This is a genomic window from Streptomyces sp. NPDC058665 (genome assembly GCF_042714995.1).
Taxonomy (GTDB): Bacteria; Actinomycetota; Actinomycetes; order Streptomycetales; family Streptomycetaceae; genus Streptomyces.
This window is the reverse complement of record NZ_JBHXRX010000050.1, coordinates 19,304-45,048: the sequence shown is the minus strand read 5'-3', so window position 1 is coordinate 45,048 and position 25,745 is coordinate 19,304. Positions and strand designations below refer to the sequence as shown.

Genomic DNA, 25,745 nt, shown 5'->3' with positions numbered 1-25,745 from the left:
GGGGGTCAGGTGCGCGCTCCCGGACGGGTACTCAGACACGTATCTGAGTACGAGAGCCGATGGCCCGTGCTGTGGCCCGGACCACACTCCAGGCCATGGAGAACCTTCCGCGACCGGCCGAGGAACTCGCGGTCCTCGATCGCGAGCTGGCCCGAATCGAGGCACGCAGAGCGCAGTTGCTCGCCCGCAGGTCCTATCTGCTGACGCTGCTGACAGCGGTGGCACCACCGGCACGGCCGGTCCCGGCGGCGCGGCCCGCCGCCCGGACGCCCGAGACGTCCCCGCCGAGCGTGCAGAACGCGCTGCTCGCCCTGGGCGGTGTCCTGCTGACCGTCGCGGCCGTCGCCTTCACCGTGGTCAGCTGGGGCTCGATGGGTATCGGCGGCCGGTCCGTCGTGCTGGGCACCGTCACCCTGGCCGCGCTCGTCACCCCGGCCCTTCTGCTGCGCCGCTCCCTGGCCGCGACCGCCGAAGCCGTCGGCGCGCTGGCGCTGGTCCTGACGGTCCTCGACGCCTACGCGCTGAACCGCGCCGCGATGCCCGACGCGGATCCCCTCGGCTACACGGCCACCGCGTGCGCTGTACTGGCCGCGCTCTGGGCGGCGTACGGACTGCTGGCCGACGGGCTGCGTACGCCGCTGCCCGCCGCGGTCCTCACCGCCCAACTCCCCCTGCCGCTCTGGGCGCTGGCCGCCGGCGCGAGCGAACTCACCCTCGCGTGGGCGCTGCTGGCGACCGCCGCCGCCGACGTGGCGGTCGTGCTGTGGACCAAACCCTCGCCCGCCAGGTCGATCGCGGGCGTCACCGCGTGGGTGACCGGCGGCTGGGCGCTGCTGATGGCGGTCGCGCTCTCGGTGACCGCCGACACCCCGCTCGACGCCGCCCGGCCCGGCCTGCTGCTGCTCGCCGGGGCCGGTCTGGGTCTCTTCGCCGCCGTGCGCGTGCCGGATGTCTCGTTCGCCGGTGGCCTGGTGGCCGGTCTGGCCGCCGTCGCCGCGACGGGCGGTCTGCCGCGCCCCTCCGTGCCGCTCGGCTGGGCCGTCGTCGGGTATCTGCTGTGCGGCGCGGCCCTGTTGACGGCCGTACGGGCTCCGCTGCCCCGCATGGCGGTGCGCGGGCTGTGCGCCGCGGCCGGAACTGTCGTGGCCGGTGCCGTCCTGTGGACGCTGCCATCGGTGGCCTTGACGGTGCTCGGCCCGGCGTCCCTGGCGGAGGGCATCTGGTCGGGCTCGCCGGGCAGCGCGCGACAGACGCTCGGAACGGATCCGGGGTGGTCCGCGATGGCCACGGCGCCGCTGGTGCTGCTGATCGCCGCCGGCCTCCTCGCCGTCGCGTACCGCCATCTGCCCGCCTCCGTACGACCCGCCGCGCTCGGCGGTGCGACGGCGCTCGCCTGGGCCGCGCTGCTGGTGCTTCCCGGGGCGCTGGACCTCGGGTACGCGGCGGCGGTGGCGACTCATCTCGCGCTGACGGCGGGCGCGTTGGGGCTCGCGGTGCGCCCGCGTCCGCAGGCCGCGCGGTCGGCGGTCCCGACGACGGCCGTGGTCTGCGCACTGACCGGCGCGGCGAGTGTCTCGCTGCTGGCCCTGGCCACGGAGCCGGCCACGCTGATCACCCTCGGGGTGCTGCTCGCCCTGCTCTGCGGTGGCGCGGTGGCTCTGAACCCGGCCGTGACCGAAGCCGACAAGGACACCGGCACCGCCACCGCCCGCGCCGCCTTCCCGGCGCGGTCCTTCCAGGCGCTCCTCGCCTGCGTCGCCGTCGCGACGGCCGTCGCGCTGCTGTGCGCGCTCTCCGCGTCCGCCGGGCTGCCGCGCGAGCGCACCGCGCTGGTCGTCCTCGCCGTGCCCGCCGCTGTCGCGCTGCTCGCCGCGCGCCTGCGCGGGCGTCCGGTGGCCCTGCCGATGGAGCTGACGTCGGCCGGGGCCGGTCCCCTCGCGGTCGTCCTCGCCACCGGCCACCCGGAGACCACCGCCCTCGTGCTCGCCCTCTGCGGGGTCGTGGCCGCGGGCACCGCGCTGCGCCCGGACCGCCGCCCGGCGGCCGGGTATCTCGCGGCGGCGCTGTTCGTGCTGGCCACGTGGGTGCGGCTGTACGCCTCCGACGTGTCGACCCCCGAGGCGTACACCCTCCCGGCGACCGTCCCCGCGCTCGTCGTGGGCTTCCTGCGGCGCCGGGGCGACCTGGAGGCGTCGTCCTGGACGGCGTACGGCCCCGGCCTCGCGGCGACGCTCCTGCCGAGCCTCGCCGCCGCCTGGGGCGACACGCACTGGCTCCGCCCGCTGGCGCTGGGCGTCGCCGCGCTCGCGGTCACCCTCGTCGGCGCCCGGCTGAGGCTCCAGGCGCTGCTGGTCATCGGCGGCGGCGTGCTCGCCCTGGACACGCTGCACGAGCTGGCGCCCTACGTCGTCCAGGCCGTCGGCGCCCTGCCCCGCTGGCTGCCGCCCGCGCTCGCCGGACTGCTGCTCCTGGCGCTGGGCGCGACGTACGAACGGCGCCTGCACGACGCCAGACGGCTGCGGCGGTCGCTGGGCCGGATGCGCTGAGGGCGGGCGACCGGTCAGGGCCCGGAGCAGATACGGAAACGGCCGATGCCCCGGAGACGGTGAAGTCTCCGGGGCATCGGATCCGGGTGGGCGATACTGGGTTCGAACCAGTGACCTCTTCGGTGTGAACGAAGCGCTCTCCCACTGAGCTAATCGCCCGGACGCAGGGCAAACATTACCCCATGCCAGTGCCTCCCCCGGACCGCTTCCAGGTCACTGGTCGATCTTCCAGGGCATGACGAATCCGAACTTCCACAGGTAAATGCCGGCCAGTACGGCCATGATCACCAGACCGACGGTCGTCAGGATGATGTTGCGCCGGCGCACCTTGGGATCGAGCGCTTTCTGCGCCGCCTCGGTGACCTTGCGCCGCGTCCATCTGAGCACCAGTTGTGCCCAGACGAATTCGGTCGCCCAGATCGCCATACCGCCGAAGATTATGAGCCACCCGGGACCGGGCAGCGGCAGCAGCACGACACCCACGCCGACCACCGCGAGCCCGACGACGAATACGCCGACCTGCCAGCTCATATGGAGCGTCTTCGAACCCTTGATAAAGCCCGGAGCGCGGGAGCCAAGCACTCGCTCCGGCGGCTCCTCGGTCAATTCCCCCGTGGATTTCACTGTCGTCGGTACGACGACATCCCCCCGCTCGTCACTCTCCGCATGCATGACTCCCAACCTACCGGACGCCGAGTCGTCACCGGAATGGCGGCATAAGTCGAAGTTAGGCACCGCTGTACGAGCTACCTGAAGGATCACAAAACAGACAGAGGGGTTTACAACGGCACCGTAGGTGGCATGTCGATTTCGCCGACGTGCGAATCCCCGAGCGCACACTGAGCGAAAGGCCCTGGCGCTTATGAACACCACGGTCAGCTGCGAGCTGCACCTGCGCCTCGTTGTATCGAGCGAGTCCTCACTGCCTGTACCCGCGGGCCTGCGGTATGACACGGCCGATCCCTATGCCGTGCACGCCACCTTCCACACCGGAGCCGAGGAGACGGTCGAGTGGGTGTTCGCCCGCGACCTTCTGGCCGAGGGGCTGTACCGGCCCACCGGCACCGGCGACGTCCGAGTCTGGCCCTCCCGCAGCCAGGGCCAGGGAGTCGTCTGCATCGCACTCAGCTCCCCTGAAGGAGAAGCCCTGCTGGAGGCCCCGGCGCGAGCCCTGGAATCCTTCCTCAAGCGAACCGATGCCGCGGTGCCACCCGGCACCGAGCATCGCCACTTCGACCTCGACACCGAGTTGTCTCACATCCTGGCGGACAGCTGAGCCAGGCCGACAGCTGCTCGGCGCCGTCCGACTCGGGGAGACGGCGCCGCGCGGACAACCGAATACGGGCGAACGACGACGCCGTCGCCGCGGAATCCACCGCGGCGACGGCGTCGCCGCGCTCCGGCCCGGAACCGCCGGACAGGACCTGGGCCAAGGCCGTGTCTTCAAAGTCCCGCCTGGCCCGCGACGCCTGGCACGGCACCTCGCCGCGTTGTCGGAGTCGTGCGAGTACGCCCAGTACGAGCACCATCCTCCGCCTTGCGATGCACCGCACCAGACGCCGCAGGCCCCGCCTTGCAGGCGGACGACGCTACTTCGAAGACACGGCCTAGGATCTGCGGAACCCCGCGGGCACCGGCCCGCGGCAGGCCCGGGAGCGAATCGTGCAGGTCCCTCACGACACCCGCAACGCCCTTGAGACCGTCGTCAGTCTCGTGAACACCGTCCCCGAGGCCGACGGCACGGACGGGCTCGCCGATGTCGAGGCCCTGTACGGCTTCGCACAGGCCCATCGGATGAGCGGCGTCGGTGACCTCGGCCCCCGTGATCTGCGGGCCGTACACGACGTACGTGCGCGCTTCACCGAGGTCTTCGCGGCGGACGGTCCCCGCCAGGCGTCCCGGCTGCTCAACGAGCTGGTGGCCGCCGCAGGGACGACCCCGCAGCTGACGGACCACGACGGCTACGACTGGCACGTGCACTACTTCGCGCCGGACGCGTCGATGGCCGACCATCTGGCCGCCGACTGCGGCATGGCGCTCGCGTTCATCGTGGTGGCGGGCGAACAGGAGCGGCTGCGGCGCTGCGAGGCGCCGGACTGCGGGCACGCCTTCGTCGACCTGTCGCGCAACCGCTCCCGCCGTTACTGCGACAGCCGCACCTGCGGCAACAGGCTGCATGTGGCGGCCTACCGCGCACGCCGCAAAGAAGCGGCCGGCTGAGCGTCACAGCAGGAACAGATCATGGATCGCCGCCATCAGCAGCAGGGTGCCGATCACCGTCAGAAAGATCATCAACGGCGGCTGGGAGAGCGCGAAGAGGCAACCGCGCGGCTCTTCGGTGGGTGCGGGGGTTCGGCCCCGTGAGGTATCGAGCATCGCGGGGTGATCATGACGCAGCCGAAGGTCAGCCGGACAACCAACACGCGTCCCGGTGAGGCGAGTTCGTCAGATTCCCGGTAAACGTCCAACCTCTGAGACGGTCGGGCCGCCGGAAGGGCTTCCGGTCAGATGCCGTGCTTCTTGAGGATGGCCTCGACATCGCTGAAGTCGTCACCGGGATCGGTGCCGCCGGACTTCTTCGCCTTGGCCGGCCGCGGCTCCGCCGCAGGGGCGGTGGACGCGCCGAGCGAGGGCGCGGACGCCGCGGGCGCTACCGCGTCACGCTGCGCCGCCCTGGCCGCGGCCTTGCGTTCCCTACGGCTGCCGACACCGGCGCGCCGCTCCACCATCCGTGTCGTCACGAACAGCAGCCACGAGAATCCGAGGAGTCCGACACCCACCCAGGCGGTCGGGCTGAACGCCTTGTCGGCGAGCCACTGGACCACCCCGGTCATCACGAGCGCGACGGGCACCAGCGAGTACGCCGCGATCCTGGTCGCCGCCAGGAAACGCTTGCGGTAGGCGGTGATCGCCGCGATGCCGAGGCCGGCAGCGGACACCGCGGAACAAATGGTCTCGGCAATCATCCGGTCCTCCAGGCGTTCGGGCCGTCGTGGGTCGTGGTCGGCTCCCTTCCATCCTGCACCCCCCGACGGGGTACGGGCCACGGTGCGGAGCCACCTCAGGGAGATCTCCGGGATCCGCCTCCTCCCCAGGTCCCGGTCGGGAGCGGGCACCGGGACCTGGAAGACTGGCCACATGAGTGACTCCCCCATCGCCGGCCCCGTCCAGCTCGACGTCTGGTGCGAGCTGGAGTGCGCCGACTGCCACACCGCCCTCGCGGACCTGCACGCGCTGCGTGCGCGCTACGGCGACCGGCTGGACATCCGCCTGCGGCACTTCCCCCTGGAGAAGCACCGCCACGCGTTCGCCGCGGCCCAGGCGGCCGAGGAGGCGGTGGAACAGGGCCAGGGCTGGCCCTACGCCGAGGCGGTCCTGGCCCGCCACCAGGAACTGGCCACCCGGGGCGAGCCGCTGCTGGTCGAGATCGCCCGCGAACTGCGCCTGGACGACGAGGAGTTCGACACCGCACTGATCGACGGCCGCCACACCCTGATCGTCGACGCGGACCAGGCCGAGGGCAAGGCGATCGGTGTGACGGGCACCCCCACGTACGTGATCGGCGGCGAACGCCTCGACGGCGGCAAGAGCCAGGAAGGACTCCGCGAACGCATCGAGGAAATCGCGGACCGCCTGCTCGCGAAGGAATGACACCCGCTCTCCTGAAGCGGGTGTCGCAGGTTGGCGTTCAGAGCAGTGGTTTGAACATGTTGTGGTGCGTGGTGACGTACCCCAGGGACTCGTAGAGGCCGATCGCCGGGGTGTTTCCCGCGAAGACGTGCAGGCCCACCGTGGGCGTGCCCCTGTCGTGGGCGATTCGTTCCGCCTGGAGCATCAGGGCGCGGCCGTAGCCGTTGCCGCGCAGGGTGTCGGGGACCTCCACCGCGAATACGTAGGGGATGACCACCCCGGGGTCGATCTCGCGGCTGCCTACCCAGATGTCGCCGACCACGGCTCCGTCGTGGACCAGGACCTCGATCGAGGTGGCCGGGGTGGACAGGCCGGCGGGCAGGAGGTGGTGGCGGCTGGACTCCGCCTTGGCCTGGGCCTGGGACGGTGGCAGGCCGCGGTCGATCCAGCTCTGGCGGAAGCCGTCGAACGAATGCTCCTGCCAGGTCTCGTACTCCTTCTCGTCCATCGGTCTGCCGACCAGTCCTGGCGGCAGGGCCGGGGGCTCCTGGCCGAGGTCCTTGAGCATGTTCCGGCTGCGCTCCGTGTGGCCCAGGTTCGCCAGCAGCGGCAGCAGGCCGTCGGCCTCGGCCGGGACGGAGGCGACCACCTGGCCGCAGCCCCAGCCGCGGAGCACCTCCTCGGCGGCCAGCGCGGCGATCGTGCCGCGACCGCGGCGCCGGTCGCCCTCGTCGATCCGCAGTTGGCGCAGAACACCGGCCGGGGTGCCGAAGGCACCGTCCATGGCGAGTTCGATCACGCCGACGGGACGGCTGTTGTCACACACCTCGTAGCTGCGTGACTTCATGCCGTCATCGGTCTGCTGAAGCGGCCCGGTCGGCCGCAGAGTCGTGGTCATCAGGGGAGTTGTACCCATCCGGCGGGCACGCGTCATCAAGTTTTACGGATCCAGGTCGCTCGCCGCGCGCTCGTCGAAGACACGCATGGCCTTGGCGGTGACGGGGCCGGGGGCGCCGGGCAGTTCGCGGCCGTCGACGCGGTGGACGGCCTGGACGTCGCGCAGCGACGACGTCACGAAGATCTCGTCGGCACGGTCCAGCACGTCGAACGGCATCCGCGTCTCGTGCGCTCCGCACCACTCCACCGCCAGCGCCCGCGTGATGCCGGCCAGACAGCCCGAGGAGACGGGCGGGGTGTGCAGCTGCCCGTCCAGGACGACGAACACGTTGGAGCCCGTGCCCTCGCACAGGTCTCCGACGGTGTTGGCGAACAGCGCCTCGGAGGCGTCCTGTTCACGGGCCCGCGCGAGGGCGACGACGTTCTCGGCGTACGACGTGGTCTTGAGCCCGGTCACCGCGCCGCGTTCGTTGCGCGTCCAGGGGACGGTGATCACGGCGGTGGTGTCCGGGCGGCGCGTCGTCTCCCCGACGGCCACGACCAGCGTCGGGCCGGTGTCGCCGCGGTCGGAGCCGAGCGGTGAGAGACCGCCGGTGTACGTGATGCGCAGCCGGCCCATCGGGACGGGGTTGGCGTCCAGGACCGCGGCGCACGCGGCGCGCACCTCGTCGTGGTCGGGATCGGGCAGGCCGAGACCGCGCGCCGAGCGGGTCAGCCGGTCCAGGTGCCGGGTGAGCGCGAAGGTCCGGCCCTGGACGGTCTTCACCGTCTCGAAGATTCCGTCGCCCACCGTCAGCCCGTGGTCGAGCACGGACACCTGTGCGGCATCGGCCGCCCGCAGTCCGCCGTTGACCCAGATCATCATCTAGCCGGTCCTTCCCGTCGCCTCGTACACCTCCGACGCTACCGCCAGCAGCCGCGAAGCCTTGAGCTCCGTCTCCTGCCATTCCCGCTCGGGGTCGGACCCCCACGTGATGCCCGCGCCGGTGCCGAAGCGCAGGACGGGCCCGCGCAGCGGGTCACGTTCCACCCAGAACGTTCGTATCCCGACGGCGAGTTCGGCCGTGCCGCGGTCGGCGTCCACCCAGCCGACTGCACCGCAGTACGGCCCGCGCGGGGCGGTCTCCAGCTCCTCGATGATCTTCAAAGCGCTGGATTTCGGCGCGCCGGTGACCGACCCGGGCGGGAATGTCGCGGCCAGCAGCTCCGGCCAGCCCGCGCCGTCGGCGAGTTCGCCGCGTACCGACGACACGAGGTGGACGAGGCCGGGGTGGGGCTCGACGACGCAGAGGGCGGGCACGGTCACCGATCCGGTGGCACAGACACGGCCCAGGTCGTTGCGGACGAGGTCCACGATCATCACGTTCTCGGCGTGGTCCTTCTCCAGCAGGTCGGCGGCGGTCCGGCCGGTGCCCTTGATCGGCCCGGACTCCACCGTGCGGCCGGTGCGCCGCAGATAGAGCTCCGGGGACGCGGTGGCGATCTCCACGCCGTGCGCGGGAAGCCGGATCGTGCCGGCGTACGGGGCGGGGTTGCCGCGCGCCAGAAGGGCGGTCAGCGCGTCGACGTCGGCCGCGGCCGGGTCGGGCAGCGGCGCCGTCAGGACCCGGCAGAGGTTCGCCTGGTACACCTCGCCGGCCGCGATGAGTTCACGCACGCGCCGTACGCCGGAGACGTACGCGGCCCGGTCGAGCGACGACGTCCAGTCGCCCGGCGCGGGGCCCTGCCACTGCCCCGGCACGGGCGGCGGCACCGGCTCGCGGCGGACGTCGCCGAACCGGGCGCAGGTCAGGCGGCCTTCGAAGTCCATGGCGACGGCCCAGAAGCCGGTGGAGTCCAGGGCTTCCGGGTCGCGGGTGACATCGCGCAGATCGGTGGCGAGGAGATCACCGAATCGGGCCAGCGGAGGAAGGTCGTGCACGATGGTGAGTCTAGGGCGGCTCGTCCGGCGGACCGCGAACGTGTCACGACGGCGTCGTGAAGGTGCCGCAGCGTGAACGCACGGCAGCACGCTGCACAAACGCGTTTTTGTACTGGCCCCGTAATCCGCTAGAGTTCACCACGTCGCCGGGCCGCGCAGTAGGGGCCGGGAAACGGCACGCGGACGTAGCTCAGTTGGTAGAGCGCAACCTTGCCAAGGTTGAGGTCGCCAGTTCGAACCTGGTCGTCCGCTCGATATGGGGGATCCTCATCCCGCCCCCGTACTCCTGGTGGAGTGGCCGAGAGGCGAGGCAACGGCCTGCAAAGCCGTCTACACGGGTTCAAATCCCGTCTCCACCTCCAAGGACGATTAGCTCAGCGGGAGAGCGCTTCCCTGACACGGAAGAGGTCACTGGTTCAATCCCAGTATCGTCCACTGGATCCATCTGGATTCCCGCGCGATTAGCTCAGCGGGAGAGCGCTTCCCTGACACGGAAGAGGTCACTGGTTCAATCCCAGTATCGCGCACGCAGTACACGCGGGGTCACCCTGCGCGATTAGCTCAGCGGGAGAGCGCTTCCCTGACACGGAAGAGGTCACTGGTTCAATCCCAGTATCGCGCACAGCCCGAAGCCCCCGGCCTTTCCCGGCCGGGGGCTTCGTCGTGTCCGGCGCTCGCTCAGGAGGAGAAGAGCATCCGGCCGAAGCCCTTCTGACGGTGGTGCCCGCCGTGGCCGCCGTGGTGGCCGCCGTGCGGTGCGCCCCACGCGGGAGCCGGTGCCGCCGGCGGGGGGTAACCGCCGGGCGCCGCGGGCGGCGGCGGGGCCTGCTGTCCCCACTGCGCCTCAAGACGGGTGAGGGACTCCAGCTCGCCGTAGTCGAGGAAGATCCCACGGCAGCCGCTGCACTGCTCTATCTGGACACCGTTGCGGTTGTAGGTATGCATCGCTGCATGACACTTGGGGCACTGCATGGATCGGCTCAGCTCCTCGCCGTTCGGTCGGCATCGCCGGAATGCCTCCCGGCGACGGTCCGTTCACCTTACGACGAGGGCCCTGGCGTCAACTCCGTTGGGAGTGTGGCAATTCGGGCACAGCTCTCGATCATCGTCTCCTCCACCTCGTCCAGGTCACGGCCCTGCTCGGCCGACTTGGCGAGGGCCAGGGCGGCGGTCTGGACGGTGAGGACGCGGGCGGGGATGTCGAGCCGGGGCCAGGGGTCGCCATCGGGCGGTACGGCGGGGCCGCCCGCCGACCGGTAGGCGCCGAGGAAGCGCCGCCACTCGTCGGGGGCCAGCAGTCCGGCGGCGTACCAGGCGGCCGGGCGGGCCAAGTCCCAGGCGGCGTCGCCGAGTCCGAGGTCGTCCACGTCGATCAGCAGCCAGGGGCCGTCCGGTACGGGGTGCCGTACGAGCTGGCCGAGGTGCAGGTCCCCGTGGCAGAGCGAGCCGCCCTCGGGGGCGGGCGCCTCGTCCCTGGCCCAGGCTGGCAGCCCCGCCCAGGCACGCTCCACGTCGGCGCCGGCCGGGTGGCGTGCCGCGGTTCGCATCCGGGAGATGGCCTGGGCGGCCTTGAGGGGACCGCGCGTGGGCGGGACGGCCAACGCGAGAGCGGCGGGCGCCACCGCGTGCAGCCGGGCCAGCAGCGTCGCCGCCGCCTCCCAGGGCGCGTCGTCGGGGCGGTCGGGGTCGACGGGGGCGCCGTAGGGCCAGGCGGTGACGGGCCGGCCGGCGATCCGCGGGGTGGCCGCCGGGAGCGGGGCCAGCAGGATGCCCGTGAGCAGCGGATGAGCGGCGACGGCGAGCCGCGCGCGGTGGCCTGCCGGGTCTGTCGCGGGCGCGTGCGCCTTGGCGACGGCGGACTCGTGCCGTACGACGGTGGCGTCCGGCCGGTCGGCCAGGACGGTCTCGGCGCCCCCGCAGGCCCGACAGGGCCCCTGGGATACGGCGGCGAGGGCCGCGTCCGGGTGGGCGGCGTGACGGGCGGCGGCGGTGAGCGCGCGGACGACGGAGGGGGCGGGACCCGTGGTGCCGGTCGCGGATGTGGTCACGGTGGTGTCTGTCCCCCGGTGCGGTGTGTTCCAGCCGGGCAGCTTACGCCGGGGACCCTTCGGCGGGGGATCCCCCGGGCGGTCCGGAACGGGTCCGGACAGCGCGATGGCCGGTCAGCTCCCCAGCTGACCGGCCAAACGCTGCCGTCCGCCGCACCCCCGTCCCCACGGGGTTGTTGGCCGGATGTCTACGATTCGGGCCGCTCTCCCGAACCTGGGGCGCCGCTCAGCGCCCCAGCATCACGCCCACGGACGACGCTTGTGTGACCACTGCTTCCCAGCCGCCGAAGACGACGACCAGCAGGGCCGCGAGAGGGAGGACCATGGCTGTGGCCACCAGGGGGTGGCGCGGACCGGAACTCCGCCCGCCGAACGCGTCGAACGCCCTGCGTCCCTGCGTGCGGGTCATCGCTCGCGATGCCGTGTCGGCCATGGTCCTTCTCCCGTCGAGTCTGGCAGCGGCGAGTGTCTGACCTCGGGGGACGAGTGCTCCACCCGCCGCTTGACAACAACATTAGGCAAGCGCCGTGCCTGGGTCGTCATGCCCGCGTACCGATTGCCGGGCCTCCCGGAGGATGACCGGTACCCCCGCCGCGTACTCCCCTGGGTGGAGAGGGGGGCTCAGGCCTTGGGGTCTTCCCTGAGGGGACGCTCCGAGAGGTCCTCCCTGGGGACCGGCTGCTCCACCAGAGCGAGTACGCGCGTGGCCATGAAGCGCGCCGTGCGCACCACCGAGCCGTTGCGGGTGACTTCACTCACTTCCACCACTCCTCGACGCACCGCCGTCTCCACCCGGCGGCCTGCCCGACTTGCCACGACTTCGTACGTACGCGTCGTGTCACCCGCGTCCACCACTATCTCCACGCGGTCACCCTTCATTGATCCAATCCCCCTTCTGCGACCGACCTTTGAGATCTCGCACGGGCCCGACGACCTTGGATCCACGGTCCCCTGACCACCTTTCAAGTTTCTCACCCAGCACTGACAATCGATCCGTCCGCGAGGGCGCGGCCTATGAGCGCCCCGGGGCGCGGGTACGTAAGCTGTGCCACGTCACACGGACGACCGGGCAGCGGGGATGGACATGGCGATGATGCGGCTCCGGCGCGAGGACCCGCGTGTCGTCGGTTCGTTCAGGCTTCACCGACGGCTGGGCCAGGGGGGCATGGGCGTCGTCTATCTGGGTTCGGACCGGCGCGGGCAGCGGGTCGCGCTGAAGGTGATCAGGCCCGATCTCGCCGAGGACCAGGAGTTCCGCTCGCGGTTCGCGCGCGAGGTCTCGGCGGCCCGGCGCATCCGCGGGGGCTGTACGGCACGGCTGGTGGCCGCCGATCTCGACGCGGACCGGCCGTGGTTCGCGACCCAGTACGTGCCGGGACCCTCGCTGCACGACAAGGTGGCCGAGGACGGGCCGCTGTCCGCCGCCGAGGTCGCCTCCGTAGGAGCGGCGCTCTCCGAGGGGTTGCTGGCCGTGCACGAGGCGGGGGTCGTCCACCGCGATCTGAAGCCGTCGAACATCCTGCTCTCCCCCAAGGGCCCGCGCATCATCGACTTCGGGATCGCCTGGGCGACCGGGGCGAGCACACTCACGCACGTCGGTACGGCGGTGGGGTCGCCCGGCTTCCTGGCGCCCGAGCAGGTGCGCGGCGCGGCGGTCACCCCGTCTACGGACGTCTTCGCGCTCGGCGCGACGCTGGCCTATGCCGCGACGGCCGACTCGCCCTTCGGGCACGGCAGTTCGGAAGTCATGCTTTACCGGGTGGTGCACGAGGAGGCGCAGTTGTACGGGGTGCCGGACGCGCTGGCGCCGCTGGTGCGGGCCTGTCTGGCGAAGGACCCCGAGGAGCGGCCGAGCACGCTCCAGCTGTCGATGCGGCTGAAGGAGATCGCGGCGCGGGAGGCGCAGGGACTGCCGGACGGACGGCCGCCCGTGCAGCGGGAGCGGAACGGGCACGACGTGGCGACGGGCCGGATTCCGGAGCGTACGGCGCGGATGCCGCAGCGTACCGAGCGGGCGGAGCGAACGGACCGGTCGGAGCGGATCGAGCGGCAGGACCGACAGGACCGTACGGACCGGTCCACCCAGGGGCGTACGGCCAACGGGCACGACTCCCGCCCGCACGGGAGCCGTGGTTCGGCGCCGCGCACGGGCGGCGGGCGTCCGCCGAGGCCCCGTGAGGGCTCGCCCCGGACCGGCTCACGGACCGGTGGCCGTCCCGGCAGCCGGCCGGGGGCCCGTACGACATCGGGCGGGCGCGGTGGACGCAGACCGGCCAATCCGCAGCTGCTGCGACAGCGGCTGATCGTCTTCGTGGTGGTGACGCTGATCGTCGCGCTGGGGATCGCGGCGGCGCAGCAGTTGTAGGCGCGGTCAGGCCCGGGGCAGCGTCAGGTAGAAGGCGACGGCCGAAGTGGCCGCCGCATTGAGGGAGTCGACGCAGGCGTCCATCGGGATGCTCACCCGCGGGTCGGCGGCGACGAGGGCACCGGAGGTCAGCCCGTCGCCCTCTGTGCCGAAGAGGAGCGCGAGTCTGTCATGACGCCGCTCGGCGAGTTCGTCGAGCGGCGGCGTCGACGCCGAGCGCCGCGGCGTTACGGAAAGCTGCGCCGAGGTGGGCGGTGTTCCAGGTCCGCTTTCCGCGCGGGACGCGTCTGTGTGAGGCCATCCCAAGTCCGTTTTCGGTCGAGCTACAGCCGGTCGGATGCACCCACGGTCTTCCCGGAGACCGGGAGCTCTCGGCCACCGCCCGGATGATCATTACCGGTGCGGAAGGATCTCGCCCGCTGACGTCGTGCACCACCCGCGGCCTGCCACTGGTTCAAGGGCTACCTGGACCTCCATGAGACGGGACTCCCGACTGGTGGTGACGAAACATCGCGCGATGAAAGCCTTTTGCGCATCATTGTTGCGCGGAGGAAGCCCTTCGCACCATTCTTCGCAATCGCGTGCCGCGCCGACTGCCCTAACGTTGCTCCCCAACCAGTGAACGACGAAAGGCCAGACATGACGACAGTTTCGGGTGAGCGCCAGGTCGGAAGTTCCGTTCAGTCAACGGAGGAATTCTGGGACAGCGCGCGACGTCACTTGATCCGCTACGGTCCGGCCGGCTTCGTCCCGTCGATCATCGAACGTGCGGACGGCTGTTTCCTGTATGACGAGAACGGACGCGCCATTCTCGACTTCACGTCTGGGCAGATGAGCTCTCTGTTGGGCCATTCCTACCCGGCAGTCGTGGAGACCGTGTCGCGATCGATCGCCACACTGGACCACTTGTTCAGCGGAATGCTGAGTCGCCCGCTCGTCGACCTGGCCGAAGCGCTGTCGCGCACGCTTCCCGAGGCGTTGAGCAAGGCCATGATCCTCAGTACCGGTGGCGAGTCGAATGAAGCCGCCATCAAGATGGCCAAGCTCTACACGCAGAAGCACGAGATCGTCTCATTCGACCAGTCGTATCATGGTTCCACGCACGCGGCCGGCGCTGCGACCTACAGCCTGTCTCGCGCAGGATACGGTCCCCTCGCCCCGGGGAATCTCATCATCCCCACCCCGAACCCGTATCGCTCGGTGTTCAGGGACGAGGAGGGAGCGCATGACTGGCAGGCCGAGCTGGACTTCGGATTCGCCATGGTCGACCGTCAGTCCGTGGGCAGCTTGGCGGCCTTCATCGCCGAGCCCATCCTCGGCACCGGAGGACTGATCGTCCCTCCCGACGGATACTTCGCCGCCCTGCGAAAGAAGTGCGACGAGCGCGGCATGCTCCTCATCATCGACGAGGCACAGACCGGCCTGTGCCGCACCGGTGACTGGTACGCGTTCCAACACCAGGGAATCGCTCCGGACATTCTTACCCTGTCCAAGACCCTGGGTGCGGGTCTGCCGGTGTCCGCGGTGATCACCACCGAGGAGATCGAAGCCACGTGCAGTGACCGAAGGTTCATGTTCACGACGACCCACGTCTCTGACCCCCTGGCCGCGGCTGTGGGCCTGACGGTCGTCCAGACGCTCGAAGAAGAAAAGTTCGACGCCACCTCGCGTCGGCTCGGCGAGCGACTGCGACAGGGGCTCCTGGACCTTCAGAACCGGCACGAGCGCATCGGGGAGGTTCGGGGCCGGGGCCTGTTTCAGGGCATCGAACTCGTCATGGACAGGGAAACGAAACAACCGGCGGACAACTATGGCACCGCGGTCACGGCGGCCTGCTTCGAGCTCGGACTGCACCTCAACATCGCCCAGATGCCGGGCGTCAACAGCATCCTGCGCATCGCACCCCCGCTCACGATCCCCGAGGCTGCCCTCGATTCGGGGCTGGCGATTCTCGACGAAGCGCTCACGATTGCCCGGAAGCGCGAGTAGCCGTGCGAGCGGTTCCGGATGAACGTGCGTCGTCAGATCGCGGAGTTCGTGAGGGGACGTCGGACTTGATGAGCAACATCGGGAACCGCGAATGGAGTTTGCCGAAGCCCGGCAACGTCAGGAGCTTGGTGGTCATGAACAGCTCGTATGCGGCAAGATCCCTCGTCGCCACCACCACCTCGAAGTCCGGCGAGCCGAACATGCGCCGCGCCTCGATCACCTCTGAGTAGGAGGTCAGCTCCGACTCGAACCGCTTGGTGGTGGCGGGCGATTGATTCTCGAGCTCGATGTCCACCAGTACCTCGAATCCGCGACCGACGGCCGATGGCGCGAAACTCGCGTGGTAGCCGGTGATGATGCCTTCGTCCTCGAGGCGCTTGACGCGCCGCAGACACGGCGAGGGCGTCAGCCCGACAGCCTCGGCCAGTTCGAGGTTGGACTGCCGACAGTTACGCCTGAGTTGATCAATTATTGCGCGATCGATGCGGTCCATTGGTCAACTATCCCACGCGCTAGTTCATCACGTAATCAGCTGGAAATCAAGAGGGGCCAATGTGAGCAACAGCCCCGGCTTCAGCCCTCCACGACACATGCAGTCGCCCACCGCCTCGCGGAACACGGCTGGTAGGCCGCGGCAGGGCCCCAGCTTCCTTCGGGCAACAGCGGCTCAGAACACGAACGTATCGAGGTGTCGAGCATGACGAAGTTCCCGACGCTGGACCCAGAACTCGCGGCTGCCGTCGCGGCGATCCCCGATCTCGACCTCTCGGACGTCGCTGCGGCGCGAGAGCTCAACAACACACTGTCCGAGCCCGCGCTGGCGGCCCTGTCGTACGACGGGGTGGACGTCTTCGACGTCTCGGCCCCGGGCCTGGCCGATGCTCCCGATGTCCCGATCCGGCTGCTGAGACCCGCAGGCGTACGTGGTGAGCTTCCCGTCGTGCTCGCGATACATGGCGGCGGTTTCGTACTCGGGCGTGCGCGGGACTACGAGTACTTCTGTCTGGACGTCGTCCGGGAGCTGGGGATCGCGGTGGCCAACGTGGAGTACCGCCTCGCGCCGGAGACGCCGTTCCCCGGTCCGCTGGACGACTGCTACGCGGCCTTGAGCTATGTCCACGCCAACAGTGAGGAGTTGGAGATCGACCCGGCCCGCATCGCCGTGGGTGGCTCGAGTGCCGGCGGGGGCCTTGCCGCCGGAACGGTCCTGAAGGCACGCGACGAAGGTGGCGCCCCGATCGCGTTCCAGTACCTGGTCAGCCCCGCGCTTGACGATCGTCTCAGCACCCCGTCGTCGATCCAGTTCGTCGACACGCCAGTGGTGAACCGCCGCACCGGGGTCCTGTCCTGGCAGCACTACCTCGGTGGTGACTACACCGGGCCGGACGATCCCGATGTCTCCGTCCACGCGGCGCCCGGACGCGCCGTCGACCTGTCCGGTCTGCCGCCGACCTACATCGCCGCGATGGAGCTCGATCCGCTGCGCGACGAGAACATCGAGTACGCGCTCCGGCTGCTCCAAGCAGGCGTCAGCGTGGAGCTGCACTCCCATCCCGGCGCATTCCACGGGTCGACTGAGCTTGCGCCTCTCGCCGAGATCAGCGTCAGGGCTCAGCGGGAGATCATCGATGCGTTGGGCCGAGGGTTGCGATCCAGGACACCGACCTCATGCACATCTCCCTGAGGGCTGTCCCGTAATCCCTGGCGGGCGCACGGGACCGGCGCGGCCCGCTGTGAGGCCCACGCGCGTGCCTGGGCTCGGCCTCACAGTGGCCGGATCAGATTGTGAACTCCTTGCTACCGCACCACACGCCCATCCTTTGAGAGCAGGAGACGATCAGCCATGTCCGTAGAGCATCCTGAACGTAAGCACCCTGAACTTCACGCGCCAGCACCGGAACCTGCTGCGATAAGCCGCGGCGATCTGAACTCCAGTGCCATTCCCGAGGACAGACTGAGGTTCCGGATCGGAATCCTCGGTGCTTTCATCGCCCCTGCGGTCTTCTTGGCCGGAGTGGTTGCCTACTTCGTGATCTTCGGAGTCTTCGACATGAACGCCCTCACGGCCTCCGGGCTGGCCGGGCTGCTTGTCGCCGCGCTGTTCGCCACGTCCTACTCCCGGTTCTGGGATTGCGTCATTGCTGGTGTCTCTTCGCGGAACTCCGTCACTCTGCTGCTGATCCTTCTCTCAGTGAGCCTGGTCCCGGCGATGATCACTCAGACGGATGTTGCCGGTGGGTTCGTGTGGCTCGCGGGGCAGGTCGGGATGGGCGGCGGCGAGTTCGTCGCGGTGACTTTCGTGATGGTGTGCACCATCTCGATGTCGACGGGCACCTCGCTCGGCACCATGTTCACGGCCTTCCCGATCTTCTACCCGGCCGGCGCCCTGCTCGGAGCAGATCCGCTGTTGTTGGCCGGAGCTGTGTTGTCCGGAGCCTTGTTCGGCGACAACCTTGCCCCCATCTCGGACTCGACCATCGTCTCGGCCTCGACGCAGCGCTATCGCCGCCGTGAGGGGGTTGCCGATGTCGGCGGGGTAGTGCGGTCTCGAGCTCGGTATGCCCTGGTGGCGGCCGGGGTCAGCGGCATCCTGTTCCTGGTGTTGGGGCTGCTCCGGTCGGGCGACGGCGCCGCCCTGTCCGCCGTCGACGGCAAACAGGGCGGCCCGCTCAGTCTGATCATGGTCGTGCCTGTCGCCGTCCTGCTGCTGGTGTCCTTCTGGAAGCGTGACATCTTCCTGGCCACGACTATCGGTCTGCTGGTCGGCATCGCAACTGGCCTGGCGACCGGGCTACTGAGCCCCGCCGACGTCATCTCAACCAACGATGACGGAACTCCGGGAGGTTTCCTGATCGCCGGGATAAGCAACATGTTGCCGCTTGTCGGACTCGGAATCGTTGTCTTCGGCATCGTCGGCGTATTCCAGGGCGCAGGAGTCTTCGATCTCATCGTCGACCTTGCCAGTCGCTCCGATCGGACCCGCACACCAGTCAGAACCGAGCTGGCCATTGGCCTGGGGGCCGCGGCAGCGGCCGCTGTCTTCGCGGGAGTCAACAGCCCGTCGATGCTGATGTTCGGCCCTGTGGCTGACCGGCTTGGGGCACAAGCCCAGTTGCACCCGTACCGGCGGGCCAACGTCATGGATTGCTTCGCCCTGAGCATTGGGGCGGTGGTGCCGGCGGCCAGCGTGTTTCTGCTGGTCTCGAGCCAGCTGACCCAGGGGTACGGAAAGGGCGCGCCCGAGTTGTCCGCAGTGTCGATCTTCACCACAGCGTTCTATCCACTCGTACTCACCGTCGTGATGTTCCTGGCAGTGCTGACCGGGTGGGGCCGTCGCTTCGAGGGCGAGGGGGGAGCCGAGTTGCGCAAGCCGCCTGGCCGAGTCGACAGCGACCGGACGCGGTGACCCCTGGGCGCCACGTCGCCGGCGCCCGCTGGGCGATCGAGGAGACCGTCCAGACCGCGGAGGGCCAAACCGGGCCGACCATTACCAAGTCCGGCAGTACACCGGCTGGTATCGGCACAGCACCCTCTCGACGCTCGCCCACGTCTTCCTCACCGTCACACGGTCAATCACGATCGCCCACCATCGACGGCATCGATGAGGTCCTGGACGGCGGGAATCTCGTTGCCAGGTGGTCGTGACGCGAGACGGGCTCGACGGTGAGCCCGCCGGGGCGGGAGAACGGCATACGCGGGCGCGTTCCCCGGTCGGACGGTGGCGTGAGGAACTTCCGTCCAACGAGGCCGGACACCCCCGCGCTTGCTTGTCCCACCACCCCGCTCGGTTGTCGAGATGGTCTGTTGTAACTCCGCGGTGCGGCCGAAGAAGCCGCCCGGATCGTGAACCGGCGTCGTCATGTCGTAGTGATCAACCGCGGTGAGTACCTCCGACATCCGGTGCCCGACATCGGATGCGTCGTCGCCCGAATCACCAAGGTGGAGGTCGATCGCAGCGAACTCGCCTCGCCGACGGCGAAGCAACCGGTCCACGTCCTCGTCGAGACTGGCGATCATGAATAGGCTGCGGTCGACGTGCGCATTCGTTGAGATTCGGCGTTGGACCAGTTCGAGCAGACGCGGCTCGACCTCCATGTACTCGACATAGACCAGTTGGATCTCCATCCGAGGTAACTGGTTCCAAGCCCTTCCCCGATGAGGCCAGGGCGACGGTCTCTACCGGGTCGCGTAGAAGACGACCGCGGACGAGGCCGCGACATTCAGCGAGTCGACCCCGTGCATCATGGGGATGGTGACCCGTGCGTCGAGCAGTCGATCGGCCCCGGGCGTCAATCCATGTCCTTCGGTGCCGAAGACCAGCGCCACGTTCCGATGGTCTTGTGCCACCAGTTCGTCGACAGTGATCGCCCCCTCTCCGAGCGTCATGCCGGCCACAACGTAACCTGCCTCCTTCAACAGTTGGATGCCGTCGGGCCACGGCTCGATGCGCGTCCACGGCACCTGAAAGACAGTGCCCATCGAGACGCGCGCCGAGCGACGATACAGCGGGTCGGCACAACTCGGTGTCACCAGCACAGCGTCGACTCCGAGCGCCGCGGCAGACCGAAACGCCGCACCTACGTTCGCGTGATCGACCAAGCCTTCCAAGATGGCGATCCTCGATCGCCGCGGCGCGGCGCTGGCCTGCGGTTCCTGCGCTCGTATGGTGGAACACCCCACGTTGGCGTGGTCCACCATGTCCTCGAGGACGACGGCGCGGCGTGCCTTCTGCAGGAGGTCGGCGGGCGGCGGCAGGGGCTTGCGGTGCATGGAGGCGAGCGCGCCGCGGTGGACGTGGTAGCCGGTGACGGCTTCGGCCAGCTCCGGGGCGACCTGGTAGACGGGTGCGGCGGTGCGGTCGATGACGTCGCGCATGACGTGGGTCCACTTGGCCGTCAGGAGCATGGACCGCATCTCGTAACCGGCGGCCACGGCACGGCGGATGACCTTCTCGCCCTCGGCGATGAACAGGCCCTCGGCGGGCTCGCGCCGGCGGCGCAGTTCGACGTCGGTGAGGTCGGTGTAGTCGGTGAGGCGGGGGTCGGCGGAGCCGCCGGGGGCCGCTTCGACGGTGATGATCTCAGCCACGGTCAGGACCGGTGCCGTCGGGACCGCCGCCGTCGCCGGGGCCCGCGCCGACCGAGACCACGTCGCCGATGACGATGACGGCCGGGGGCCGTACGTCCTCCGTACGGACTGCTTCGGCGGCCGTCGCAAGTGTCGCGTCGACGCGGCGCTGTGTCGCCGTGGTGCCTTCCTGGATCAGCGCCACGGGGGTGGCGGGCGACCTGCCGTGGGCGATCAGTGTCTGCGCGATGGCGCCGATCTTGTCGACGGCCATCAGCAGGACGAGCGTGCCGCGCAGCCGGGCCAGCGCGGACCAGTCCACCAGGGAGCGCGGGTCCTCGGGGGCGACATGACCGCTGACGACCGTGAACTCGTGCGCCACACCCCGGTGTGTGACGGGGATGCCCGCCGCGCCGGGGACGCTGATGGAGCTGGAGATGCCGGGCACGACGGTGCAGGCGATACCCGCCTCGGCGAGCGCCTGGGCCTCCTCCATGCCGCGCCCGAAGACGAAGGGGTCACCGCCCTTGAGACGTACGACCGCCTTGCCCGCCTTGGCGTGCTCGATCAGGGCGTTGTTGATCGCCTCCTGGGCCATGTAGCGGCCGTACGGGATCTTCGCGGCGTCGATCACCTCGACGTGCGGCGGCAGTTCGTCCAGGAGGTCGCGCGGGCCGAGGCGGTCGGCGATGACGACGTCGGCCTCGGCGAGGAGGCGCCGGCCGCGGACGGTGATCAGCTCCGGGTCGCCTGGGCCGCCGCCGACGAGGGCGACTCCGGGGGTCCTGGTGCGGTGGCGGGGGGCGACGAGGGTGCCGTCGCGCAGGCCCTCGACGATGGCGTCCCGCACGCCGGCCGAGCGGCGCGGGTCGCGTCCGGTGAGGACGGCGACGGTGACGCCCTCGCTGCGCCCGGTGGCCGGGGTCCAGGCGGTGGCGGCCTCGGCGTCGTCGCTCCGCACGCACCAGGTCCTGTTCCGCTCGGCCTCGGCGGAGGCGCGGGCGTTGGCCTCGGTGTCGCTGGAGGCGACCAGGACGTACCAGGCGTCGCCGAGGTCGCCGTCGGCGTACGGGCGGCGTTCCCAGCGCAGTTCGCCGGCGTCGGCCATGGCTTCCACGGAGGGCGTCGCCGACGGCGAGACGAGCAGGATGTCGGCGCCGGTCGCGATGAGGGCCGGCAGTCGGCGCTGGGCGACCTGCCCGCCTCCGATGACGACGACGCGCCGCCCGGCCAGACGGAGTCCGACGGGGTAGGCGGGGTGCTCGGCCATGGCGCGGGCTCCTCCAGGGGCGGGGTGTCGGGGTGGTGAAGGTGCTGGTGGGACGCGGTAGCAGCTTAGTGGGAGCGGGAATGGCTCGGGTTGGCCGGTGGCCGGGGAGCCTGGTTGAGTGCCGCGGCCTCGTGCGGGCGGCGGAGGCTTTCCCCTACCCGCCCCTTCCCGAACCCGGGGCTCCGCCCCGGACCCCGTACGGCCTTCGGCCGTGCTCTCAAACGCCGGGCGGGCTGGTTTTCGGGGAGGGGCTGAGATCGCGGGAAACGCCTCCGGCTACTTCTCCGTCACTCCCGCCGAGTCGAACGTCGCCACCTCGTGCATCGCCCGCGCCGCGCTCTGGACCACCGGGAGGGCCAGCAGGGCGCCCGTGCCCTCGCCCAGGCGGAGGTCCAGGTCGACCAGGGGGCGCAGGCCCAGTTTGTTGAGGGCCGCCACATGGCCCGGTTCGGCGCTGCGGTGGCCCGCGATGCAGGCCGCCAGCGCCTCCGGGGCGATGGCGCGCGCGACAAGGGCGGCGGCCCCCGCGCTCACACCGTCGAGGATGACCGGTGTACGAAGCGACGCGCCGCCGAGCAGGAAGCCGACGAGCGCCGCCTGCTCCAGCCCGCCGAAGGCCGCGAGGACTCCGATGGGGTCGGCGGGGTCGGGGCGGTGGAGTTCGAGACCGCGCCGGACGACGTCGATCTTGCGCGCGTGCATCTCGTCGTTGATGCCCGTGCCGCGCCCGGTGACCTCGGACGGGTCCAGGTCCGTGTAGACCGAGATCAGCGCGGCGCAGGCCGTGGTGTTGGCGATGCCCATCTCGCCGGTGAGCAGGCCTTTGTTGCCCGCCGCCACCAGATCGCGCGCGGTCTCGATGCCCACGTCGATCGCGGCCAGCACCTCTTCACGGGTCAGCGCGGGCCCGGTGGTGAAGTCGGCGGTGCCCGCGCGGACCTTGCGGGGCAACAGGCCGGGGGTGGCGGGCAGTTCGCCCGCGACGCCGACGTCGATGACACAGACCTCGGCACCGACCTGATTGGCGAAGGCGTTGCAGACCGCCCCGCCACCGAGGAAGTTGGCGACCATCTGCGCCGTCACCTCCTGCGGCCAGTGGGTGACACCCTGGGCGTGCACGCCGTGGTCGCCCGCGAAGACCGCGACGGCCGCGGGCTCCGGGATCGGTGGCGGGCACATCCGGGAAAGGCCGCTGAGCTGCGCGGAGATGATCTCCAGCATGCCGAGCGCCCCGGCCGGCTTGGTCATCCGCTTCTGCCGCTCCCACGCCTCGCCGAGCGCCTTGGCGTCGAGCGGACGGATGCTGGCGATGGTCTCCTTGAGAAGGTCGTGCGGTTCCTCTCCGGGCAGGGCCCTGCGGCCGTACGTCTCCTCGTGGACGACCCAGGAGAGCGGGCGGCGCTTGGACCAGCCCGCCTGGGTCAGCTCGGGCTCCTCCGGGAACTCGTCGACGTATCCGACGCAGAGATACGCCACGACGTCCAGGTGCTCGGGGAGGCCGAGCGCGCGGACCATCTCACGCTCGTCGAAGAAGCTGACCCAGCCGACGCCGAGTCCTTCGGCGCGGGCGGCGAGCCACAGGTTCTCGACGGCGAGGGCGGACGAATACGGCGCCATCTGCGGCTGTGTGTGGCGGCCGAGTGTGTGCCTGCCGCCGCGCGTGGGGTCGGCCGTGACGACGATGTTCACCGGGGTGTCGAGGATGGCCTCGATCTTCAGTTCCTTGAACTGCTTGGCCCGGCCCTTGGGGAGCGACTTGGCGAACGCGTCGCGCTGGCGCTGCGCCAGTTCGTGCATGGTCTGGCGGGTCTCGGCGGAGCGGATGACCACGAAGTCCCAGGGCTGCGAGTGGCCGACGCTGGGGGCGGTGTGCGCGGCTTCGAGGACGCGCAGCAGCACCTCGTGCGGGATCGGGTCGGAGCGGAAACCGTTGCGGATGTCGCGGCGTTCGCGCATGACTCGCAGGACGGCCTCGCGCTCGGCGTCGTCGTAGCCGGGGGCGGGAGGTGACGCGTCGTCGGCGACGGCAGGGGCCGGCTCGGGGCCGGCGACGAGGGCGGTGGCAGGCTCGGATTCGGGCTCGGCCGCCGGGGCGGGCGCGGGCTCGGGTGACGGCTCGGGCTCCTCGACCACCGCGAGCGGTACGGGCTCCGGCTCCGGTACAGGCTGCGGCTGCGGCTGCGGCTGCGGCTGCGCGAGTACGGGCTCCGGCTGTACCGGTTCGGGTTCGGGTTCGGGTTCGGGTTCGGGTTCGGGTTCGGGTTCGGGTTCGGGCTGCGGCTCGGCGGCTGCCGGCGGCTTGACCGGCGCGGGCTCTACGGGCGCCGCGCCGGGCAGCGCTATCGACTCGCGCTGCTCCTCGGCCTCGGCCGGCTCGACGACCGGGGCCTCGTCCACCACCACCGCGTCGGGTACGGATTCGGAGGCGGGCGCGGGCTCTTCGGTCACCGGGGCTTCGGCCACCGGCGCGGCCACCGGCGCGGGCGTCGGCTCGGGCGTCGGCGCGGGCGTCGGCGCGGGCGTCGGCTCGGGCTGGACCGGGGGCTCGGGCTCAGGAGCCGGCTCGGGGTTCTCGGCCACCGGCTCCGGCACGATTTCCGGCAGCGGCACCGGCACCGGCACCGGCTCCGGGAGCGGGACCGGCTCCTGAACCGGTTCGTGGGCGAACTCCGGTCCGTAGTCGGGCACGACCGTCTCCGCGGCCGGCTCGGGAGCGCCTTCGCCCGCCACCGCCTGCGCTTCGCCGATCACTTCGGCCACCGCGATCGCGGTCTCCGCCACCGGTGTCTCGGACTGCGGCGGCACCGACGCCCACGGGTCGGCGCCCTGCACGGGAATCGCGCCGAGCTGCGGCCCCGGCAGCGCGGCGGCCTCCTCGCGCGGGATGTCCAGATACTCGGGGCCGGTGGTCGGCGGGCCCTGTGTCCGTACCCGAATCGGGTGCGGCGGCGTACTGCTGGGACCCCGGTCGGCGAGCGAACGGACCACGCCACCCGTGGAGTCGGGCATCGGCGGGCCCAGGTGCAGCGGGCGGCGCGCGGGCGGCGGCGTCGGCGTGGAGGTGGCGGTCGGGACCCGTACGGCCCCGACGTCGACGGAGCCGGTGTCGCGGCCACCGGCTTCATGCGCGCCCGGTTCGGCGGCGACGGGTGCCGGAGCTTCCTCGGCGGCCACAGGCGCGGGAGCCTCGGCAGCTTGCGGTGCGGAGTCCGCAACGGGCACCTCCGCAGGGGCGTCCACCGGTGCGTACGCCTCCGGTGCCACCGCGAACTCCGCCTGCTGCACGGGCTGTACGGGCTGTACGTCCTGCTCCGGCATCCGGGCCAGGTCCGGCGCCGCGTACTCCGGCAGGCTCTCGGGCGCGGGCACCGGCTGGAACTCCGGCGGCGTCCCGTACGACACCTGACCGTGCCCCGGCGAGTCGGCGTGCTGGAGCTCGGGCTCCGAGTAGGCCGCGAGCGGCGACTGCGGCGGCTGCTGCGTGAACTCGCCCTGGCCCACATGCCGCACACCTTGCCCCACCGGAACGGGCTCCGGCTCGGGCACAGCAGCGGGCACGGCATGAGCGACCGGCGCGACGGGCTCCGGCGGCGGCACCGGCAGCGGATCGCCCCACGCGCCCTGCGAACTCGGCATCAGCAGAAGGTCGTCGTCCTCGGGAGCACTCTCGGAGGGGCCCAGGTAGGCGTAGGAGCCGGCAGCGGGGTCGCCCGGCTGCTCCACCATGCCTGCGTTCTCCGGCTGTCCCTTGGCCGGGATCTGGCCGGTGTCAGTCATGCGTACCCCTCGCCCATTGGTTGTGCTCCTTCGGCCCTTCGACCGGGGCGCCCGATTCCGCGGCGCTTCCAGCGCCCGTCAGTGACAACGAGCGTGGGCGCCGCGCGGCACGAATCGAGCCGCGGCCCTCACGTATTCTCCCGGCCGTCCGCGGCCGACACACGGAGATCCGCGGCGGCCGTCTGTGGGCTGCGCCACGTTGCGCGACCCCCGGTGCAGCCGTACCACATGGGGG

The 25,745-nt window shown here is 70.8% G+C and carries 24 protein-coding genes and 6 tRNA genes; 13 read left to right on the top strand and 17 right to left on the bottom strand.

Features of this window, described 5'->3' with window-relative positions; all coding sequences use genetic code 11:
* Nucleotides 1-95: 95 nt before the first annotated feature.
* Nucleotides 96-2,546, top strand: coding sequence for an SCO7613 C-terminal domain-containing membrane protein (locus ACFWV8_RS27800; RefSeq protein ID WP_384209353.1), 2,451 nt, complete (start codon nt 96-98; stop codon nt 2,544-2,546).
* Between the two features lie 87 nt (nt 2,547-2,633).
* Here the strand turns inward: ACFWV8_RS27800 and ACFWV8_RS27795 are convergent.
* Nucleotides 2,634-2,705: transfer RNA gene (locus tag ACFWV8_RS27795), tRNA-Val, on the bottom strand.
* Between the two features lie 54 nt (nt 2,706-2,759).
* On the bottom strand, nt 2,760-3,218 hold the full coding sequence (locus ACFWV8_RS27790; RefSeq protein WP_384209350.1) for a TIGR02611 family protein: 459 nt from the start codon (nt 3,216-3,218) through the stop codon (nt 2,760-2,762).
* A 190-nt stretch (nt 3,219-3,408) separates the two neighbouring features.
* On the opposite strand from ACFWV8_RS27790, the gene ACFWV8_RS27785 reads away from it, so the two are divergent.
* Together ACFWV8_RS27785 and ACFWV8_RS27780 are read left to right on the top strand one after the other, a co-directional pair.
* Nucleotides 3,409-3,822, top strand: coding sequence for an SsgA family sporulation/cell division regulator (locus ACFWV8_RS27785; protein WP_384209347.1), 414 nt, complete (start codon nt 3,409-3,411; stop codon nt 3,820-3,822).
* A gap of 386 nt (nt 3,823-4,208) precedes the next feature.
* Nucleotides 4,209-4,766, top strand: coding sequence for a CGNR zinc finger domain-containing protein (locus ACFWV8_RS27780; protein ID WP_384209344.1), 558 nt, complete (start codon nt 4,209-4,211; stop codon nt 4,764-4,766).
* A gap of 3 nt (nt 4,767-4,769) precedes the next feature.
* Here the strand turns inward: ACFWV8_RS27780 and ACFWV8_RS27775 are convergent, their stop codons facing one another.
* Both ACFWV8_RS27775 and ACFWV8_RS27770 read right to left on the bottom strand, forming a co-directional pair.
* Entirely contained in the window at nt 4,770-4,922 is a 153-nt protein-coding gene (locus ACFWV8_RS27775; protein WP_189109258.1) for a hypothetical protein, read from the bottom strand.
* 128 nt (nt 4,923-5,050) lie between these two features.
* A complete protein-coding gene (locus ACFWV8_RS27770) occupies nt 5,051-5,512 on the bottom strand; it encodes a hypothetical protein (protein ID WP_384209340.1) in 462 nt (153 codons plus the stop codon).
* Nucleotides 5,513-5,684: 172 nt separating this feature from the next.
* Here ACFWV8_RS27770 and ACFWV8_RS27765 point away from each other — a divergent pair, with 172 nt between their 5' ends.
* Nucleotides 5,685-6,197 (top strand): DsbA family protein, encoded by a 513-nt coding sequence (locus ACFWV8_RS27765; protein ID WP_329389842.1) that lies wholly within the window; start codon nt 5,685-5,687, stop codon nt 6,195-6,197.
* A 37-nt stretch (nt 6,198-6,234) separates the two neighbouring features.
* On the opposite strand, the gene ACFWV8_RS27760 is transcribed toward ACFWV8_RS27765, so the two are convergent.
* The 3 genes from ACFWV8_RS27760 to ACFWV8_RS27750 are packed head-to-tail and all read right to left on the bottom strand — an operon-like array spanning nt 6,235 to nt 8,994.
* Nucleotides 6,235-7,074: a GNAT family N-acetyltransferase gene (locus tag ACFWV8_RS27760; RefSeq protein ID WP_384209336.1), complete on the bottom strand. Its 840-nt coding sequence runs from the start codon at nt 7,072-7,074 to the stop codon at nt 6,235-6,237.
* 42 nt (nt 7,075-7,116) lie between these two features.
* Complete coding sequence (locus ACFWV8_RS27755) at nt 7,117-7,938, bottom strand: aminotransferase class IV (protein WP_384209334.1); 822 nt, start codon at nt 7,936-7,938, stop codon at nt 7,117-7,119.
* Nucleotides 7,939-8,994: a chorismate-binding protein gene (locus ACFWV8_RS27750; protein WP_384209331.1), complete on the bottom strand. Its 1,056-nt coding sequence runs from the start codon at nt 8,992-8,994 to the stop codon at nt 7,939-7,941. It abuts the gene before it with no gap.
* A gap of 179 nt (nt 8,995-9,173) precedes the next feature.
* Between ACFWV8_RS27750 and ACFWV8_RS27745 the strand changes: the two genes are divergently transcribed.
* The 5 genes from ACFWV8_RS27745 to ACFWV8_RS27725 all read left to right on the top strand — a co-directional run bounded on the left by ACFWV8_RS27745 (nt 9,174) and on the right by ACFWV8_RS27725 (nt 9,616).
* Nucleotides 9,174-9,246: transfer RNA gene (locus tag ACFWV8_RS27745), tRNA-Gly, on the top strand.
* Between the two features lie 36 nt (nt 9,247-9,282).
* Nucleotides 9,283-9,356 (top strand) — tRNA-Cys (locus tag ACFWV8_RS27740).
* A gap of 1 nt (nt 9,357) precedes the next feature.
* Nucleotides 9,358-9,429 (top strand) — tRNA-Val (locus ACFWV8_RS27735).
* A 20-nt stretch (nt 9,430-9,449) separates the two neighbouring features.
* A tRNA-Val gene (locus tag ACFWV8_RS27730) sits at nt 9,450-9,521 on the top strand.
* A 23-nt stretch (nt 9,522-9,544) separates the two neighbouring features.
* Nucleotides 9,545-9,616, top strand: a tRNA-Val gene (locus ACFWV8_RS27725).
* A gap of 56 nt (nt 9,617-9,672) precedes the next feature.
* Here the strand turns inward: ACFWV8_RS27725 and ACFWV8_RS27720 are convergent.
* From ACFWV8_RS27720 to ACFWV8_RS27705, 4 genes are all read right to left on the bottom strand, one after another.
* Nucleotides 9,673-9,966: a zf-TFIIB domain-containing protein gene (locus ACFWV8_RS27720; RefSeq protein ID WP_384209328.1), complete on the bottom strand. Its 294-nt coding sequence runs from the start codon at nt 9,964-9,966 to the stop codon at nt 9,673-9,675.
* Between the two features lie 68 nt (nt 9,967-10,034).
* On the bottom strand, nt 10,035-11,042 hold the full coding sequence (locus ACFWV8_RS27715) for an aminoglycoside phosphotransferase family protein (protein WP_384209325.1): 1,008 nt from the start codon (nt 11,040-11,042) through the stop codon (nt 10,035-10,037).
* Nucleotides 11,043-11,268: 226 nt separating this feature from the next.
* Nucleotides 11,269-11,475 (bottom strand): hypothetical protein, encoded by a 207-nt coding sequence (locus ACFWV8_RS27710; protein ID WP_329389831.1) that lies wholly within the window; start codon nt 11,473-11,475, stop codon nt 11,269-11,271.
* Nucleotides 11,476-11,663: 188 nt separating this feature from the next.
* A complete protein-coding gene (locus tag ACFWV8_RS27705) occupies nt 11,664-11,921 on the bottom strand; it encodes a hypothetical protein (RefSeq protein ID WP_329389828.1) in 258 nt (85 codons plus the stop codon).
* 205 nt (nt 11,922-12,126) lie between these two features.
* On the opposite strand from ACFWV8_RS27705, the gene ACFWV8_RS27700 reads away from it, so the two are divergent.
* Nucleotides 12,127-13,407 (top strand): protein kinase, encoded by a 1,281-nt coding sequence (locus ACFWV8_RS27700; protein WP_384209412.1) that lies wholly within the window; start codon nt 12,127-12,129, stop codon nt 13,405-13,407.
* A 6-nt stretch (nt 13,408-13,413) separates the two neighbouring features.
* On the opposite strand, the gene ACFWV8_RS27695 is transcribed toward ACFWV8_RS27700, so the two are convergent.
* Nucleotides 13,414-13,713 (bottom strand): TrmH family RNA methyltransferase, encoded by a 300-nt coding sequence (locus ACFWV8_RS27695; protein WP_384209320.1) that lies wholly within the window; start codon nt 13,711-13,713, stop codon nt 13,414-13,416.
* Between the two features lie 312 nt (nt 13,714-14,025).
* On the opposite strand from ACFWV8_RS27695, the gene ACFWV8_RS27690 reads away from it, so the two are divergent.
* Complete coding sequence (locus ACFWV8_RS27690; protein ID WP_384209316.1) at nt 14,026-15,396, top strand: aspartate aminotransferase family protein; 1,371 nt, start codon at nt 14,026-14,028, stop codon at nt 15,394-15,396.
* Here the strand turns inward: ACFWV8_RS27690 and ACFWV8_RS27685 are convergent.
* On the bottom strand, nt 15,371-15,889 hold the full coding sequence (locus tag ACFWV8_RS27685; protein ID WP_384209308.1) for an Lrp/AsnC family transcriptional regulator: 519 nt from the start codon (nt 15,887-15,889) through the stop codon (nt 15,371-15,373). The genes ACFWV8_RS27690 and ACFWV8_RS27685 overlap by 26 nt on opposite strands.
* A 204-nt stretch (nt 15,890-16,093) precedes the next feature.
* Here ACFWV8_RS27685 and ACFWV8_RS27680 point away from each other — a divergent pair, with 204 nt between their 5' ends.
* Both ACFWV8_RS27680 and ACFWV8_RS27675 read left to right on the top strand, forming a co-directional pair.
* The gene (locus ACFWV8_RS27680) at nt 16,094-17,080 is read left to right on the top strand and encodes an alpha/beta hydrolase (RefSeq protein ID WP_384209300.1); all 987 of its coding nucleotides are present in this window, start codon (nt 16,094-16,096) and stop codon (nt 17,078-17,080) included.
* Between the two features lie 159 nt (nt 17,081-17,239).
* On the top strand, nt 17,240-18,802 hold the full coding sequence (locus ACFWV8_RS27675; protein ID WP_384209293.1) for a Na+/H+ antiporter NhaC family protein: 1,563 nt from the start codon (nt 17,240-17,242) through the stop codon (nt 18,800-18,802).
* A gap of 167 nt (nt 18,803-18,969) precedes the next feature.
* On the opposite strand, the gene ACFWV8_RS27670 is transcribed toward ACFWV8_RS27675, so the two are convergent.
* The 4 genes from ACFWV8_RS27670 to cobT form a co-directional block, all read right to left on the bottom strand.
* Nucleotides 18,970-19,521, bottom strand: coding sequence for a hypothetical protein (locus tag ACFWV8_RS27670; RefSeq protein ID WP_384209286.1), 552 nt, complete (start codon nt 19,519-19,521; stop codon nt 18,970-18,972).
* Between the two features lie 51 nt (nt 19,522-19,572).
* Complete coding sequence (locus tag ACFWV8_RS27665; protein ID WP_384209280.1) at nt 19,573-20,484, bottom strand: TrmH family RNA methyltransferase; 912 nt, start codon at nt 20,482-20,484, stop codon at nt 19,573-19,575.
* Nucleotides 20,477-21,733, bottom strand: a complete 1,257-nt coding sequence (gene cobA / locus ACFWV8_RS27660) for a uroporphyrinogen-III C-methyltransferase (RefSeq protein WP_384209273.1) — start codon at nt 21,731-21,733, stop codon at nt 20,477-20,479. Before cobA ends, ACFWV8_RS27665 begins: the two co-directional genes overlap by 8 nt.
* 276 nt (nt 21,734-22,009) lie before the next feature.
* Entirely contained in the window at nt 22,010-25,510 is a 3,501-nt protein-coding gene (cobT, locus tag ACFWV8_RS27655; protein ID WP_384209269.1) for a nicotinate-nucleotide--dimethylbenzimidazole phosphoribosyltransferase, read from the bottom strand.
* Nucleotides 25,511-25,745 lie beyond the last annotated feature (235 nt).

Coding starts and splice junctions, on each gene's coding strand:
- ACFWV8_RS27680 (WP_384209300.1), top strand. CDS start 16,094: ATGACGAAGTTCCCGACGCTGGACCCAGAACTCGCGGCTGCCGTCGCG.
- ACFWV8_RS27700 (WP_384209412.1), top strand. CDS start 12,127: ATGGCGATGATGCGGCTCCGGCGCGAGGACCCGCGTGTCGTCGGTTCG.
- ACFWV8_RS27685 (WP_384209308.1), bottom strand. CDS start 15,889: ATGGACCGCATCGATCGCGCAATAATTGATCAACTCAGGCGTAACTGT.
- ACFWV8_RS27765 (WP_329389842.1), top strand. CDS start 5,685: ATGAGTGACTCCCCCATCGCCGGCCCCGTCCAGCTCGACGTCTGGTGC.
- ACFWV8_RS27705 (WP_329389828.1), bottom strand. CDS start 11,921: ATGAAGGGTGACCGCGTGGAGATAGTGGTGGACGCGGGTGACACGACG.
- cobA (WP_384209273.1), bottom strand. CDS start 21,733: ATGGCCGAGCACCCCGCCTACCCCGTCGGACTCCGTCTGGCCGGGCGG.
- ACFWV8_RS27670 (WP_384209286.1), bottom strand. CDS start 19,521: ATGGAGATCCAACTGGTCTATGTCGAGTACATGGAGGTCGAGCCGCGT.
- ACFWV8_RS27770 (WP_384209340.1), bottom strand. CDS start 5,512: ATGATTGCCGAGACCATTTGTTCCGCGGTGTCCGCTGCCGGCCTCGGC.
- ACFWV8_RS27800 (WP_384209353.1), top strand. CDS start 96: ATGGAGAACCTTCCGCGACCGGCCGAGGAACTCGCGGTCCTCGATCGC.
- ACFWV8_RS27760 (WP_384209336.1), bottom strand. CDS start 7,074: ATGACCACGACTCTGCGGCCGACCGGGCCGCTTCAGCAGACCGATGAC.
- ACFWV8_RS27720 (WP_384209328.1), bottom strand. CDS start 9,966: ATGCAGTGCCCCAAGTGTCATGCAGCGATGCATACCTACAACCGCAAC.
- cobT (WP_384209269.1), bottom strand. CDS start 25,510: ATGACTGACACCGGCCAGATCCCGGCCAAGGGACAGCCGGAGAACGCA.
- ACFWV8_RS27675 (WP_384209293.1), top strand. CDS start 17,240: ATGTCCGTAGAGCATCCTGAACGTAAGCACCCTGAACTTCACGCGCCA.
- ACFWV8_RS27710 (WP_329389831.1), bottom strand. CDS start 11,475: ATGGCCGACACGGCATCGCGAGCGATGACCCGCACGCAGGGACGCAGG.
- ACFWV8_RS27790 (WP_384209350.1), bottom strand. CDS start 3,218: ATGCATGCGGAGAGTGACGAGCGGGGGGATGTCGTCGTACCGACGACA.
- ACFWV8_RS27785 (WP_384209347.1), top strand. CDS start 3,409: ATGAACACCACGGTCAGCTGCGAGCTGCACCTGCGCCTCGTTGTATCG.
- ACFWV8_RS27775 (WP_189109258.1), bottom strand. CDS start 4,922: ATGCTCGATACCTCACGGGGCCGAACCCCCGCACCCACCGAAGAGCCG.
- ACFWV8_RS27755 (WP_384209334.1), bottom strand. CDS start 7,938: ATGATGATCTGGGTCAACGGCGGACTGCGGGCGGCCGATGCCGCACAG.